Here is a 13990-nt window from a genome sequence, read left to right as displayed (position 1 = left end):
AGGTCGTGGTTGATCCGATCAGCGAGCCATTAACTGCTGCACGGCAGGCAGCTGGCTTGTGTCCCGCACGATGAGGACAAGAGTCAGTCCCGTCAGCAGCAGAAAACCCGACTGCGCAAACGCCAGCTGGAGCCGTTCCGGCACCGGGCGTCCCGCGACGGCTTCGATTCCCAGCATCAGCATCTGCCATCCATCCAGCAGGGGCACCGGAAAGGCGTTCAGCACAGCGAGGTTGATGGAGATCAGGGCGGTGAACAGGGCCAGGCCGCCTCCCCCCTGTTCACTCAGCTGCGCTCCCATCTCGACGATCTTCACCGGTCCGCTGAGTTGCCCGGCCGTGGATTGGAAATTGGTGATCAGTCCGCCGAAGCCACGCACGGTCTGCTGAATCAGCTGCAGGAACTCCGACACGGTGTATCGAATCAGTTCGACAGGCCCGCTCACCGGACGACTGGCTGCGCTGAGATTCACCTGCAGTTGAGCTCCGATCCGCCCTTCACCCTGTTGCTCGTCAGGACGCAGGAGGATCACGTCACTGCTGTCCTGGCGTTCGCGGGTCAGCGAAAGGGTCTGCTGCGGAGCAGCCTTGATTTGCCGCACCATGGACTGGACACCGTCCTGGCCGGCGGCAAGTCCCGCGTCATCGATGGAGAGGATGCGGTCTCCAGGACGCAGCCCCGCCGTGTCCGCCGCTCCCCCGGGCTGAACGTTCACCACCAGCACGCCCGGCTCGGGATCCGCGGGCAAACCGATCACAGCGAACTGTCCGAACAAGACCAGAAGTGCCAGCAGCAGGTTGGCCAGAATTCCAGCCGACACCACAAGGGCCTGCTGGGACAACGGACGGTTGCGTTTCAGATCCGGGTCATCAGCCGGAATGGAGCTGTTCTCATCCTCATCGGGAAAGGCGACGAAGCCGCCCAGCGGCAGCATGCGGATCGCATAGGTAACGCCGCGGCGCTGGCGTTTGATCAGGGCAGGGCCAAAACCGATCGAGAAGCCGCTGACACGCATTCCCAGCAGCGTGGCCGCCAGGAAGTGGCCGGCTTCATGCACTGCGATCAGCAGAGCCAGGACTGCCATCGCTGCAAACACATTCATTCAGCCGTCAACCCCGCATTCGGCTCATTCTGGCTGCAGTCGTTCGCGGCCGACGTAGGGAACAAGGGCGTCGGGCATCCGGATGCTGCCGTCCGGCTGCTGGCCGTTCTCCAGCAGGGCCGCCATCGTGCGACCCACCGCCAGTCCACTGCCGTTCAGGGTGTGGACCAACTTGGTGTTCTTGCCTTCCTTGGTGCGGATGGAGGAGCGCCTGGCCTGGAAATCGCCGCAGACGCTGCAGCTGGAGATTTCCCGGTACGCGCCGGCTCCCGGCAGCCACACCTCCAGGTCGTAGGTCCTGCGGGCCGAGAAGCCGATGTCGCCGGTGCAGAGATCGAGCACCCGGTAAGGCAGTTCCAGAGCCTGCAGCACCGCTTCGGCATCGGCGGTGATCTGCTGGTGGGCCTCCTCGGAGTGATCCGGATGCGCGAACCAGTACAGCTCAACCTTGTTGAACTGATGGAGACGGATCAGTCCACGGGTGTCACGGCCGTAGCTTCCCGCCTCGCGCCGGAAGCATGGGCTGTAGGCGGCATAGCGGAGGGGAAGCTGATCCGCCGGGATGATCTCATCGCGATGCAGGGAGGTCACAGGAACCTCGGCTGTGGGGGTCAGCCAGAGGTCATCGTCGGAGCAGCGGAAACAGTCGTCAGCGAATTTGGGCAGCTGACCTGAGCCTGTGAGGCTGGCGCTGTTCACCAGCACCGGAGGAAGCACCTCCCGGTAACCCTTGCTGGTGTGGAGATCCAGCATGAAGTTGATCAGGCCCCGCTCCAGCCTGGCTCCCTGACCCATCAGGGTGACGAAGCGGCTCTGGGCGATGCGCACCGAGCGCTCGGTGTCGAACAGGTTCAGACGTTCGGCGATCTGCCAGTGCTCCTCGAGGCCCTCCTCCTTTCGAGGCGTTCCCCATCGCCGCAGTTCAATGTTGTCGGATTCATCCCTGCCGTCGGGGCAGTCAGGAGAGGGAAGATTCGGATACGTGAGCAGCTGCTCCTTCAGCTGAGAGGAGAGGTGCTTTTCCTCCTCTTCCAGCACGGCCACCTTCTGCTTGATGGCGTTGCCCTGATGCCGCAGTTCAGCCACCTCGTCCCCTTTCGGATCGGCGCCGCTCTTGATCTTCTGGCCGACCTCTTTGCCGATGCGGTTGCCCTCCGCCTGCAGACCGCTGCGTTCCTCCTCAAGCTTCCGCTGCTGCTGGGCGATCACCTGCAGTCGCGTCAGATCGACAGCCTTGCCCCGACGCCCCAGTTCATTGGCGATCTGTTCGGGATTGTCACGCACAAGGCGCTGGTCGAGCACGGGTCCTGCGGCGAGGGCGCGGGCAGCCTATGGCAGGCCGATCAGAGCACCTGGCCGACCATGACAGCGGCGACGGCGGAAAAGAGCGTGATGCCCAGCGCGGTGAGGGGGTTCTGACCCTGCGCCACGGCCACGGTTGTGATCACACCGGCACCGAGGCAGGCCACGGCGAGCTGTGAGGTGAGATCGTTCTGGCGCTCCAAGGTGCTGATGCAATTGCTTGGACCGTAGGGAGATGGCTTAACCCCGCCTTCATGAACCGCCGCCTTCTTTACGCCACGTCAGGGTTCGTTACGTGTCGCAATGGAGGCGGGGCGGGCCCGGCCCCCTGAGGCCCATTGCTTCAGCGCTTCCAGTTGTTCGCTGGCGGTCCGGGAGAGAGGGACCAGCTGGGACGCGGCCCGGATCAGATCCGTCTCGCTCAGTTCCCGAGCGTCGGCGAAGGCCAGATGCATCGCTTCAATCACCGTCTGCTCCAGTTCGGCACCTGAGAATCCATCACTGCGACTGACCACCGTGGCCAGTGGAAGACCCAGTCCCGGGCGCCGGCGCTCCAGATGCAGCTCCAGAATTCTCCGCCGCTCCTCGCTGCTGGGGAGGTTGAGCAGGAAGATCTCGTCGAAACGTCCCTTGCGCAGCAGTTCCGGAGGCAACTGCTCGACCCCGTTCGCCGTCGCCACGACAAAAACCGCTGATCGTTTCTCCGCCATCCAGGTCAGCACGCTGGCCAGCACCCGCTGGCTGGTGCCGCCGTCGCTGCGACCATCGCCACCGAATCCCTTGTCGATCTCATCGATCCAGAGCACGCAGGGGGCCATCGCTTCGGCCCGTTGAATGGTTTCCCTGGTGCGTGCCTCGCTGGCACCCACCAGACCGGCAAACAGTCGACCCACATCCAGACGCAGCAAAGGCATCGACCAGCTGCGGGCGATGGCCTTCGCCGTCATCGATTTGCCGGTCCCCTGGGGACCCACCAGCAGCACTCCCCTCGGCAGAGGCAGTCCGAAACGTCGGGCTTCTTCGGAGAAGGCGCGATGACGTTGCTGCAGCCAGACCTTCAGGGCTTCGAGGCCGCCGATCGCCTCCGTGCCGAGATCACTGCTGCAGAACTCCAGCACCTCACTGCGGGCGATCGTCTGACGCTTCTCTTCCAGCACTTCGGCAAGGTCCTCCGCCCCGAGCTGGCCGCGTCGGGCCAGGGCGCGAGCCGCCACCTGACGCACACGCATCTCGCTCAGACCGCTGCAGGCCCGGGTGAGCTCCTCAAGAGCCGGCGGTGCAAGCGGTTCACCGCTGCTGACGCTGATGCTGGTGATCAGCTGACGCAGATCCTCTCCGTCCGGAAGGGGAAGATCCAGCAGCGTCAAGGTCTCCTCAAGGTCCTGAGGAGGGGTCCATGCACCGCAGCACAGCACCAGGGTGTGGGGTGTGCTGCGCAGGGAGCCGTTCAGGTTCCGCAGCATCCTTGCCACGCCGGGATCGTCGCAGAAGCGATGGAAGTCCTTGACCATCAGCAGGGTTGGACTGCTGGCCTCCAACTGCTGAAGCCACTGGAGAATCGCCATCGGCTGACGGCTGCCGAGTCCATCGGAATTCAGCACCCCGCTGAGTCCCTCGATGAAATCCCAGCAGGCGAGCCGCCGTTGCAGGCGTTGGGTCGCCTGGGCCAGCAGGTCCTGAACCCGGCCTTCCTCATGGCTGCGGATCCAGATCAAGGGCGTGCGGGCACGGATCAGCAGATCGAGCTGGTCGCTCCAGGCAGCGCTGCTCATCGGTTCCGAAGCTGGCGGAGAGCCTCCCAGCGGGGGTCCTGGACGGCCCCGTCATGGTCTTGATTCAGACCGGGAGCCCCAGGACAGTGATCCCCACAGCGGTTGACCACCGGTCTCTGCAGATGAAGCTGCTCGAACACCCATTGCTCAGGGTCGAAGTGACCCCGCGGGTCCAGGCATTCCACCAATCCCTCCATGCTGGCGACGTCTTCCGACGCCTCCAGCTCCTGCTCCGACGGTGGAGCATCACCGAGCCAGATCAGTTCGGAAGGGCTGCAGCTCAGCTGCTGATTGAACTGCCCCAGGCAGCGGTCACAGGTCAGGGTGACGATGGTGGCGAGTTCCGCGTCCACCGCCAGCACATTGCCGCGATGCTCTGCCGTCAGATGCCCTCGGACCGGTGTTAGGGATGGCATGGCCTTCAGATGGCCTTCGACGGGCCAGTTCCGGGGAGCTCCCAGAGCGCGGAGCTCCTGCAGGGCCACGGGCTCCAGCCCCTGGATCACTTGCCGCCCTTGGGTTCAAAGGGAAGCCGCGCATCGCTGGCAGCCGAGCCACCGGAGGTGGCGGTGACCGCAACGGTCTGCTGGGACATCTGCTGCTCGAGGATCTTCTGGAGATTCTCCGGCAGCGGTTCCTTGGCGAGGATGAAGGTCTGCAGGCCCTGGAAGATATTGGCGATCAGCATGTAGAGCAGAACACCGGCGGGAAGGGGGAAGAACAGGAACATCCCGGTGATCATCACCGGTGTGATCTTGTTGGCTGTCGACTGCTGAGGATTGGCGGGCATCCCCATGCCGGACAGCAGCTGTGACAGGAACAGCGTCACGCCGAATCCACCCACGAGGATCGCGATATCCCAGTTGATCGCACCGTCGGCGTAGAAGCCGACCTGCCCGAGTGCCTTGATGAACAGGAAGCCGCTGCGGGCGGCCAGGCCGGGAATCTTGGCTTCCACGGTGGCGTCCCCAGGGGTCAGCGCTGTCACGCTGCCATCAGGGCTGATGCTCACCACGCCCTCCCCCTTGGTGACGCTCCAGCTCGGCAGGAAACGTTCGGGGTTCTCGAGTCCCTTGAGGACATCGGAGAAGGGACGGCCGTCTTTGGTGTGGAGGTTGATGTCGGCGGAGTCTCCGACACCGATCTTGGTGCCGCGGGGCAGGCTGGCGATCACCGGAACGTGATCCCTCTCGCCGATGAAGATCGAGTGGCTGGCGCTGTTGAAGGGCTTCGGTTCAACCGCGGCGATCTGTTCCGACGGCAGCACCTTGATGTTCACCGTGTAGGGAACGTCGGCAAAGGGTGATCCCCGCAGGGTGGCGAAGAGGGCGAACAGGATCGGCATCTGCACCAGCAGGGGCAGGCAGCCCGCCAGTGGACTGCCGAACTCCTTCATCACCTTGCCCAGTTCTTCCTGTTGCTTCTGGGGGTTATCGGCGTAGCGACTCTTGATGTCCGCCTGACGCTTCTGCATGACGGGCTGGGCGATCCGCATGCGTCTGGCACTGCGGATGGAGCCGGCGCTGAGCGGGTAAAGAGCGATGCGGATGACCAGCGTCAGAGCCACGATCGCCAGTCCGTAACTGGGGACCAATCCGTAGAAAAAATCCAGGATCGGGATCAGCAGGTTGTCGGAGATGTACCCGATCACGTTGAAGGTCCCGTGGGAGAAATCATTGTGATGCCAGTGTGCAGTACCACCGGATCAGGCGGCGAATCCCTCGACCGCCTGGCCGGCTTGTGGCGACGATCGGCGTTCGGCCATCCGCTCGAGGATGTAGGCCTCCGTCTCGCGGAAGTTGGGCATTGAGCGGAGTTCGAGACGGGAACCGTCACTGAGCACCAGCACCATGTCTCCCCAGGCACCCAAGCCCCGGGGAACGCTGCGGACCTCCTTGATCTGGGAATACACAACCTGGGTCTTGTCCCGTCCCATCCAGCCGCCGCTGACGGAGACGCGCCGGTTGGTGATCCGGAAGCGCAGCCACAGGGACCTGACCACCGCTCCGATGGTGAAGGGGAGGCCGATCAGGGTGATCCCCAGCAGCAGGTTGAAGATCAGATCTCCTCTGGCAGGTCCACCCTCGTAGTGGATCTGCTCATTGGTGGTGGTCATCCTTCCAGCCCGGCATCTCTCAGAAGACTGTCGCATTCTTTGAGCAGTTGCGACGGATCCACCTCCCCAGCCTCCGGACGCAGACTGAAGAGCAGCCACAGTCCGGCCAGGTCCTGCCGGGATTCCAGTCGCTGGCGCAGATGGTCATGCAGCCGCCGTCTCAGCCGGTTGCGCTTCACGGCGCGTTTGCTCACCTTGCTGCTGATCACCAAGGCACATCGGCAACTCACGTCGGGCTGACGACGGAGTTCAGGCCGGAGCAGACGCACCTCCGCCTGCACCACCCTCAGCACCAGCAATTGCCCGTGATGGCGACGACCGGTGCGGTGCAGGCGGTTGAAGCAGCGGTGTCCCCTGAGACGCATGGACGCGGGGAGTGCCATGGGCCCGACTGCGGGACAGGTGCGTCAGACCGCCAGTCGCGAACGCCCCCGTTTCCTGCGGGTGCGGATCACGCGACGGCCCGTGTGGGAACGCATGCGGACGCGGAAACCGGACACCCGCTTGCGTTTGCGGCTTGTTCCTCCCAGGGTGCGTTTGGTCATCTCAGTGGTCTGGCTTCCGGCCGATCAGAACTCGTAAACCTATCAGTCAGTCCATGTCGATCAGCCAGCTGCCGACGTAGCCGGACATGGGCACGTCGCCGGGGGCCTGAATCAGCGCGTTGAGCTGGTACATCCGCTTGCCTTCCGGGTTGAACAGCTTGATCCGCAAGGCGTAATCACCCTCCACCGGAATCGGCTTGTCCGGGAACACCTCGATGGCGGTCTGCTGCTTGTTGATCTCGATGGTGGCTGGAATCTCCTCGATGCATTTGGTGCGGTGCATCATTCCGCCCTTGCTCATGCGGCAGACCGCCATGCGTTCCGTCTTCAACTTCGAGTCGAAGTAATCGGGAACGGTCACCGTCAGCTTGAGGATGGCGGTCTTGCGGTCCTTGGCCCGCAGGGTCAGATACCAGGTGGCGCGTTCGTCCGGCAGGGTTGAGGTCAGGTAGTAATACAGCTTCCGGTAGTCCCGGTCGGTGTCCCAGCGGAACTCCATCAGACCAGGCGTGCCCTGGGCTCGGACCGGCGCGGACTGAGGTGCGATCAATGCCGGGGCCAGCACGAGGCCGGCGATCGTCCCCGCCGGCAGCAGACGGAGAAACAGGTTGCGGAGCATGGCACCCACTCGAATGAAGGGATTCTCCTGAGACCCAAGCCAGGAAGGAGAGGCTCTGGGCCGGCGCCTGAGCTGTCAGTTGTGACCGGATCTGTCCGGCCGGAGCATCCGGGCACCTTCGAGATACGGGTGAACCGGCAGCTGCCCTTCCGGCAGCCACGCCAGGGCCAGAACACGGATGCAACGTTCCAGATCCCCCGCGACGGCCATCTGCTGGCAGTCCAGAAGCGCCACCCGGTCCCAGCCGCGGCGACTGCGGGCGACGGCAGCGGGAAAGCAGGCGTTCAGATCCCCGGTGACGGAGAAGGTCACCGACACAATCCGGTCCGCGCTGAGGTCGTTGCGATCGACCAGGGCATCGATCAGGTCGGCAACGGCCTTCTGGATCGCGTCTGAGCTGTTCTCTGGACAGGTGGTGGCTCCGCGCAGACCGATCAGCTGCAGGAGGGTGCCGCTCATGGTCGATACAGCCAGAGAACCTGACCGCTCCCCATGAGCTCGATGCAGAGACGGTTCTGAAGTTGCTGGATCAGCTGAGACCCCGGCAGGAGGCCGGTGAGTTTGCGGCGACTCTTGCCGAGTGTCACCGGACGCAGCTCCTCATCCAGCTCCGCCAGTCGGGCCGCGAGTCGACGGGCATGTTCCTCATCCCCGAGCTCATCGACCAGACCGAGTTCCTTGGCCTGAGCACCGCTGAACACCCGACCGTCGGCGAAGGCCTTGACGGCCTCACGGCTCATGCCGCGACCGTCCGCGACGACGCCGACGAACTGGTCGTAGCTGCTGTCGATGAGCTCCTGAAGCAGAGCCCGTTCCGCGTCGCTGAGCGGGCGATCCGGCGAGAGGATGTCCTTGAACGGTCCGCTCTTCACCGTGTCGAAGCGGATTCCGATCCGCTCGAACACTCGCGAGAGATCGTTGCCACGCAGGATCACCCCGATGGAGCCGGTGATCGTGCCGGGATTCGCGACGATCGTCTCGGCGGCCACCCCCACATACACACCGCCGGAGGCGGAGATGTTGCCGAAGCTGGCCACCACCTTGCAGCCCTTGTCCCGCAGCCTCATCAGGGCGGCGTGAATCTCCTGGCTGTCACCGACGGTGCCCCCTGGGCTGTCGATCCGCAGCAACAGGGCAGGGAATTCCCGCTCGCCGACCTCCCTCAAGGCCTTGAGCACCCGCAACCGGGTGGCGCCTGTGATGGGTCCGTCGAGAACGACTCGGGCCATCTTCCGGCGGGATTTACGACGCCACGGCCAGGCCATGTCTCACAGCTGCTTCCTTCCGGATCTTAAAAAGGCCCTCAACCCCCCATCCCGATGCCAACCTCCGCCCGCTGGCTGCTGATGGTGCTTCCATTCGCGTTGTGGGGCACGGCGATGACGGCGATGGCCCCGCTGATCCCGACGGGCGGCCCCTGGCTCGTGGCCAGTCTCCGCCTGCTTCCTGCCGGAATCGCGGTGCTCCTGTGGGTGCGTGCCTCGGGGCGCTCCCTGCGCATCGATTCGAGGGACCTGGGCTGGTTCGGCCTCTTCACCCTGGTGGATGCCTGCCTGTTTCAGGCCGTGCTGGTCCGCGGTCTGGAGCAGACCGGAGCGGGTCTCGGCTCGGTGCTGATCGACTCTCAGCCTCTGATGGTCGCGCTGCTCGCCAGGGCTCTGTTCGCCGAGTCGATCAATCCTGTGGGCTGGCTGGGGCTGGGCCTCGGCCTGGCTGGCGTTCTCTGTCTGGGGGTGCCTGCTGACCTGTTGCGTCACTGGTGGCTGCTGGCGGAGCGGCCCGCGATGCAGGACCTGCTGCAGGCCGGAGAGGCCTGGATGCTGCTGGCCGCTCTGGCGATGGCGTTTGGCACTGTGCTGATCCGCTTCGCTTCGCGTCACAGTGATCCGGTGGTCACCACCGGCTGGCACATGCTTCTGGGCAGCCTCCCGCTTCTGCTTCTCTCCTGTCTTGAGCGTGGGTTCGCGCCCCCTGCCTGGAGCGGTTTCGACTGGACACGCATGGCCTTCGCCAGCCTCCTGGGCAGTGCCCTGGCCTACGGCCTGTTCTTCTGGTTCGCCAGCCGGCGGGATCTCACCGGTTTCAGCAGTCTTGGATTTCTCACACCGGTGTTCGCCCTGGCCACCGGTGGCTGGTTCCTGGGCGAGCGACTGGCGCCGCTGCAATGGTTCGGGGTGTTTCTGGTGCTGTTGTCCGTGCTCTGCGTCAGTCAGCGAAGACGCCTCTGGGAGCCTGCGGAGTCTCAAGCGGCATGAGCGAGCTTCCACTGGATCTGGTGCTGCTGAGCACCCCGATCGGCGCCCTTGGCAGCGGCCGCGGCGGCGGGGTGGAACTCACCCTCACCTCTTTGATGCAGGGGCTGGCCGAGCGGGGGCATCGTCTGACCCTGATCGCCGCTGACGGTTCCTGCCTGCCGGCTGGATGCGAAGCGGTTGATCTGGTCATGCTGCCGGGCGCGGATCAGCCCAGCTGGCAGCACGCCGCTGAGGATGCCCCTGTGGTGATCCCGAGAAACGGCCTGCTGCCGTCGATGCTGGCTGAAGCCCTCAAACGCGCCCCTGCCGCCGACGCCGTTCTCAACTTCGGCTACGACTGGCTGCCTCTGTGGACCACGCCCTGGGTCTCGGTCCCCCTGTTTCATCTGATCAGCATGGGGGATGTCGCGGCTGTGATGCGCGACGCGATCGAGTCTCTGGCGCGGTGGGACCAGCGGCGTCTGGCCTTTCACACCCGCCGGCAGGCCGCTGATTTCCAGCTGCCGTCACCAGCGCGTGTGGTGGGAAATGGCTTTGACCTGGGTCGCTATGAGCTGCGGCTCGCGACGGACGGACCCCTCGGATGGGCCGGCCGCATCGCTCCGGAGAAGGGGCTGGAAGATGCTGCGGCCGCGGCTGCTGCACTTGGAGAGCGCCTGTTGGTGTGGGGCCTGAGAGAGGATCCGTCCTATGCAGAGGCCGTGGAGGCTGGCGTCCCGGCCGGCACCATCGACTGGAGAGGGTTTCTGCCGACGCACGAGCTGCAGAGGGATCTGGGGCGTTGCCGGGCACTGATCAACACGCCGAAGTGGAATGAGGCCTACGGCAATGTCGTGGTCGAGGCCCTGGCCTGCGGGGTCCCGGTGGTCGCCTACGACCGGGGCGGGCCAGGGGAGCTGATCCGCTCCGGGGAGACCGGCTGGCTGGTGCCTCCGGACGATCGCCAGGCCCTTGTGGAGGCTCTCGATCGGGTGGGGCAGATCGATCGTCGCTGCTGCCGCTCCTGGGTGGAGGACAACGCCACCCGGGCGGTGTTCAGCGGTCGCGTGGAGCGCTGGATCAGGGATGGGCTCGTGGAGGATGCCAGCATCGGCGCGCAGCACTGAGGGGCCGGCGTTGGTGGTGGTGTCGGACAGACAGCGAAGACGGGTGCTGGGGCTGGTCATGGTCCTGGCTGTTCTGATCGCTCTTTGGCGACTCGGCAGCACGGGGCTGATGGATGAGACGCCGCCTCTCTTCGCGGCGGCCGGTCGGGCGATGGCCGACACCGGCGACTGGCTGACTCCCCGTGTCAACGGCTTGCCGCGGTACGACAAACCACCGCTTGTGTACTGGCTCATGGGGGGCTTCAACGCCCTGCCGGGCCGTGAAACGTGGGATCCGCTCGGCAGCTGGGCAGCCCGTCTGCCATCCGCTCTGGCGACCGTGGCGATGATGCTCGGCCTGTCCGACACCCTGCTGCGCTGGCCTCAGCCAGGCAGCAGCCGTCCTGGGAGGACGGCCGTTGCCGCAGCTCTCGCCTTCGCCCTCTCACCGCTGGTGCTCGTGTGGACCCGCACGGCGGTGAGTGACGCTCTGCTCTGTGCCCTGCTGGGCCTCAGCCTGCTTCTGCAGTGGCGCCGTTTCGCCTGCCCCGAGTCGGTTCGCTGGTGGCCCGCCTGGGTGGTTCTCGGCCTGGCGGTTCTCGCCAAGGGTCCCGTGGCCGTGGTCCTCACCGGTCTGACCCTGCTGATCTTCGCGGCGCTGCGGCGAGATCCGGTGACGCCCTGGCAGCGCTTGCGTCCCCTGCAGGGACTGCTGATCACAGCCTCCGTCAGCCTGCCCTGGTATGCCGCCGAACTGCTGGTGGAAGGCCAGCCGTTCTGGGACAGCTTCTTCGGCTACCACAACCTCCAGCGCTTCACCTCGGTGGTGAATGACCATCTGCAGCCCTGGTGGTTCTTCGGTCCGGTGATGCTGGTGGCGGCTCTTCCCTTCACACCCCTGCTGCTGGTTGGTCTGGCTCAGGGGCTGCGCGGTCGCCCCGAGCCACCGGATTCCCTTCAGCAGTTCAGCAGCGCCTGGCTCCTGGCCGTGCTTCTGCTGTTCACCACAGCGGCCACAAAGCTTCCCAGTTACTGGTTGCCTGCCACCCCGGCGGCTGCACTCCTGATCGCCTTGATCGCCGCCCGGCCGGGCTGGCCCGTTCGGGCGGCCTGGCTGAGCACGGCTGCTCTGGCTCTGCTGCTCGCCGCCGGCTTCTGGAGTTCACCGATCTGGGTTCCCCTGATCAGCGATCCGGAGATGCCCACCCTGGCTCCCGACCTGCTGGCCAGTGGTTTCGTGCTGAGGGCTGCGGGCTGGTTCACGGCTGCCGGCCTGATCGGAGTGCTGTTGCATCGACGCGACGCCCTGGTGGCTCTGCTCGGGATGCAGGGGGCCCTGGTGCTGTTCCACCTGACCGCTCTCGTCCCGATCGCTGAGCTGGCGGATCAGCTGCGTCAGCAGCCCGTGCGGCAGGCCGCCGCACGGATGAGCGAGTCCCGTCAAGAGCGGGAACCGCTGGCGATGGTGGGCGCGATGAAGCCGTCGCTGCACTTCTACACAGGACGGGTGATCCTGTTTGAGGGACGCTCGGATGGGGCTCTGGTGAACCTGGCCGATCGACTCAGCCATGAGCGCCGGCGCGGTTGGCAGGGACATCCCCTGGGTTCACCGCAGGCTTCCGACACCCTGCTTCTGGTGATCGACCGTGGCACCGCGCGTCAGGAGCACTGGCGCGGTCTGAATCCGCAGCTGCTCGGCAGCTACGGCATCTATGAGGTCTGGCGTCTCGATCGGAGCCGGCTGGATCAGCGGGCTGCTGCCCTGATGCAGGAGGGGGTCGATGCCGACTGGCGCGATCCGAGGCCCGAGCGGTTCTGATCGATTAAAGGGTCAGCCGTTCCCGGTGGCAGAAGCCACAACATCCCCAGAGTGAGACCTCCCCCTTGGGAGCCGGTCGGCCGCAGCGCGGGCAGCTCCCCATGCCGTGGACGTCGGCCCGACTGGGATGGCGGGCCCAGATGCTGGCCTCGCTGTCGCGATCGCGCGTCGTCGCCGGATGGTGCTGTTGGATGCGCAGGTCCTGGATGGTGTGGCCAGCGGCCCGCAGGGAGGCCAGAAGCTGAGAACGGCTGTACTGCAGGGCCTGACGCCACTGGGGATGGCTGGCACCGATGGTGAGGATGCCGCGTTGAAGACTGAGGGGCTGGCAGTGAGGGGCCAGATGAGCTCCGGCGATGCGGGGCCAGTCCTGCCAGAGGGCCGCCAGGCTGCCCTCGCGATGCCAGTCGCGTTTGAGATCCTCAAGGCAGTCCTGGAGAGGGGCTGCCGGAGTCGGCTGGGGCGCCTGCAGCAGCTCGAGCCCTCTCAGTCGACGGCGTTGAGAGTCAGGAGCCACGGCCATTGACTGACATTAGGAGGGTTTCTGCCGGATCTGGCTAACCTCAGCCCGGATCCGGATACCTCCATGGGCTTCTTCGACCGCCTGAGCCGACTGGTGCGCGCCAACGCCAACGCCGCCGTCAGCGGCCTGGAGGATCCAGCCAAGATCCTCGATCAATCCGTCGCCGACATGCAGTCGGACCTGGTGAAGCTGCGTCAGGCGGTGGCCATGGCGATCGCCAGCCAGAAGCGGCTGCGCAACCAGGCTGAACAGGCCGAGACGCAGTCGAAAACCTGGTACGAACGTGCCGAGCTGGCACTGAAGAAAGGCGAGGAGGACCTGGCCCGTGAGGCTCTGAGCCGTCGCAAGACCTTTCAGGAGACCGCCACATCCCTGAATACCCAGATCCAGGCACAGGACGGACAGGTGGAGACCCTGAAGAAGAGCCTGGTGGCGCTCGAGGGAAAGATCGCTCAGGCCAAGACGAAGAAGGACATGCTCAAGGCCCGGGCCGAGGCGGCGAAGGCTCAGCAGCAGCTGCAGAGCGCCGTGGGCAATCTCGGCACCAACTCCGCCATGGCGGCGTTCGAGCGGATGGAGGACAAGGTCGAGCAGATGGAGGCCACAGGTCAGGCAGCGGCCGAGCTCGCCGGGGCCGATCTGGAGAGTCAGTTCGCTGCTCTGGAAAGCGGAGATGATGTCGATGACGAACTGGCTGCACTGCGCCAGCAGCTGAAAGGCGGCCCCGAAGCGGTTGCCCTGCCAGCGGCCGAGAGCCAGCCCGCTGTTCAGCCGGTCAAGGTGGAGCAGGTCGACGCTGATCTCGAGGAGCTCAAGCGCTCCATCGACAAGCTCTGATCCGGCGTTCCTCCGG

Annotated in this window: 17 protein-coding genes; 4 read left to right on the top strand and 13 right to left on the bottom strand. The window is 65.3% G+C overall.

Translation table 11 applies throughout. The annotated features are described in order from the left end of the window. Nucleotides 1-18: 18 nt before the first annotated feature. The 12 genes from rseP to sppA all read right to left on the bottom strand — a co-directional run bounded on the left by rseP (nucleotide 19) and on the right by sppA (nucleotide 8720). Nucleotides 19-1101 carry an RIP metalloprotease RseP gene (gene rseP, locus ACJ0G7_RS04390; RefSeq protein WP_407395275.1) on the bottom strand — a complete coding sequence of 361 codons (1083 nt, stop codon included), beginning with the start codon at nucleotides 1099-1101 and terminating at the stop codon, nucleotides 19-21. Nucleotides 1102-1125: 24 nt separating this feature from the next. Beyond that, the gene (gene serS / locus ACJ0G7_RS04385; protein ID WP_407395274.1) at nucleotides 1126-2403 is read right to left on the bottom strand and encodes a serine--tRNA ligase; all 1278 of its coding nucleotides are present in this window, start codon (nucleotides 2401-2403) and stop codon (nucleotides 1126-1128) included. A 41-nt stretch (nucleotides 2404-2444) separates the two neighbouring features. Then, nucleotides 2445-2606 (bottom strand): hypothetical protein, encoded by a 162-nt coding sequence (locus ACJ0G7_RS04380; protein ID WP_173402149.1) that lies wholly within the window; start codon nucleotides 2604-2606, stop codon nucleotides 2445-2447. Nucleotides 2607-2684: 78 nt separating this feature from the next. Next, nucleotides 2685-4175, bottom strand: a complete 1491-nt coding sequence (locus tag ACJ0G7_RS04375) for an AAA family ATPase (RefSeq protein WP_407395273.1) — start codon at nucleotides 4173-4175, stop codon at nucleotides 2685-2687. Further along, the gene (locus ACJ0G7_RS04370) at nucleotides 4172-4681 is read right to left on the bottom strand and encodes a YceD family protein (RefSeq protein WP_407395272.1); all 510 of its coding nucleotides are present in this window, start codon (nucleotides 4679-4681) and stop codon (nucleotides 4172-4174) included. The genes ACJ0G7_RS04375 and ACJ0G7_RS04370 overlap by 4 nt, the downstream gene beginning before the upstream one ends. Beyond that, complete coding sequence (gene yidC, locus ACJ0G7_RS04365) at nucleotides 4678-5826, bottom strand: membrane protein insertase YidC (protein ID WP_407395271.1); 1149 nt, start codon at nucleotides 5824-5826, stop codon at nucleotides 4678-4680. The genes ACJ0G7_RS04370 and yidC overlap by 4 nt, the downstream gene beginning before the upstream one ends. A gap of 54 nt (nucleotides 5827-5880) precedes the next feature. Continuing rightward, nucleotides 5881-6291, bottom strand: coding sequence for a PH domain-containing protein (locus tag ACJ0G7_RS04360; RefSeq protein WP_043695329.1), 411 nt, complete (start codon nucleotides 6289-6291; stop codon nucleotides 5881-5883). Next, nucleotides 6288-6674: a ribonuclease P protein component gene (rnpA, locus tag ACJ0G7_RS04355; RefSeq protein ID WP_043695333.1), complete on the bottom strand. Its 387-nt coding sequence runs from the start codon at nucleotides 6672-6674 to the stop codon at nucleotides 6288-6290. Before rnpA ends, ACJ0G7_RS04360 begins: the two co-directional genes overlap by 4 nt. Before the next feature lie 24 nt (nucleotides 6675-6698). After that, nucleotides 6699-6836 carry a 50S ribosomal protein L34 gene (rpmH, locus tag ACJ0G7_RS04350; RefSeq protein WP_011128745.1) on the bottom strand — a complete coding sequence of 46 codons (138 nt, stop codon included), beginning with the start codon at nucleotides 6834-6836 and terminating at the stop codon, nucleotides 6699-6701. A 46-nt stretch (nucleotides 6837-6882) separates the two neighbouring features. Then, the gene (locus tag ACJ0G7_RS04345) at nucleotides 6883-7455 is read right to left on the bottom strand and encodes a DUF2808 domain-containing protein (protein ID WP_043695339.1); all 573 of its coding nucleotides are present in this window, start codon (nucleotides 7453-7455) and stop codon (nucleotides 6883-6885) included. 75 nt (nucleotides 7456-7530) lie between these two features. Next, nucleotides 7531-7914: a chorismate mutase gene (gene aroH / locus ACJ0G7_RS04340; RefSeq protein WP_043695342.1), complete on the bottom strand. Its 384-nt coding sequence runs from the start codon at nucleotides 7912-7914 to the stop codon at nucleotides 7531-7533. Beyond that, nucleotides 7911-8720, bottom strand: coding sequence for a signal peptide peptidase SppA (gene sppA / locus ACJ0G7_RS04335; RefSeq protein ID WP_043695345.1), 810 nt, complete (start codon nucleotides 8718-8720; stop codon nucleotides 7911-7913). Before sppA ends, aroH begins: the two co-directional genes overlap by 4 nt. A 54-nt stretch (nucleotides 8721-8774) precedes the next feature. Here sppA and ACJ0G7_RS04330 point away from each other — a divergent pair, with 54 nt between their 5' ends. From ACJ0G7_RS04330 to ACJ0G7_RS04320, 3 genes are read left to right on the top strand one after another with little or no spacing between them, the layout of a single operon-like run. Next, entirely contained in the window at nucleotides 8775-9710 is a 936-nt protein-coding gene (locus tag ACJ0G7_RS04330; RefSeq protein WP_043695346.1) for a DMT family transporter, read from the top strand. Further along, nucleotides 9707-10816, top strand: coding sequence for a glycosyltransferase (locus ACJ0G7_RS04325; RefSeq protein WP_043695349.1), 1110 nt, complete (start codon nucleotides 9707-9709; stop codon nucleotides 10814-10816). The genes ACJ0G7_RS04330 and ACJ0G7_RS04325 overlap by 4 nt, the downstream gene beginning before the upstream one ends. Continuing rightward, nucleotides 10791-12614 carry an ArnT family glycosyltransferase gene (locus ACJ0G7_RS04320; protein WP_407395270.1) on the top strand — a complete coding sequence of 608 codons (1824 nt, stop codon included), beginning with the start codon at nucleotides 10791-10793 and terminating at the stop codon, nucleotides 12612-12614. The genes ACJ0G7_RS04325 and ACJ0G7_RS04320 overlap by 26 nt, the downstream gene beginning before the upstream one ends. 4 nt (nucleotides 12615-12618) lie before the next feature. On the opposite strand, the gene ACJ0G7_RS04315 is transcribed toward ACJ0G7_RS04320, so the two are convergent. Continuing rightward, entirely contained in the window at nucleotides 12619-13137 is a 519-nt protein-coding gene (locus ACJ0G7_RS04315) for a DUF721 domain-containing protein (RefSeq protein ID WP_043695354.1), read from the bottom strand. A 63-nt stretch (nucleotides 13138-13200) separates the two neighbouring features. Here ACJ0G7_RS04315 and ACJ0G7_RS04310 point away from each other — a divergent pair, with 63 nt between their 5' ends. Beyond that, nucleotides 13201-13974: a PspA/IM30 family protein gene (locus tag ACJ0G7_RS04310; RefSeq protein WP_043695356.1), complete on the top strand. Its 774-nt coding sequence runs from the start codon at nucleotides 13201-13203 to the stop codon at nucleotides 13972-13974. The last annotated feature ends 16 nt before the right edge of the window (nucleotides 13975-13990 follow it).

This window comes from Parasynechococcus sp., assembly GCF_045559935.1.
Classification (GTDB): domain Bacteria; phylum Cyanobacteriota; class Cyanobacteriia; order PCC-6307; family Cyanobiaceae; genus Parasynechococcus.
Note: the sequence above shows the minus strand (reverse complement) of the source record. Positions and strands in the feature narration are given on the sequence as shown.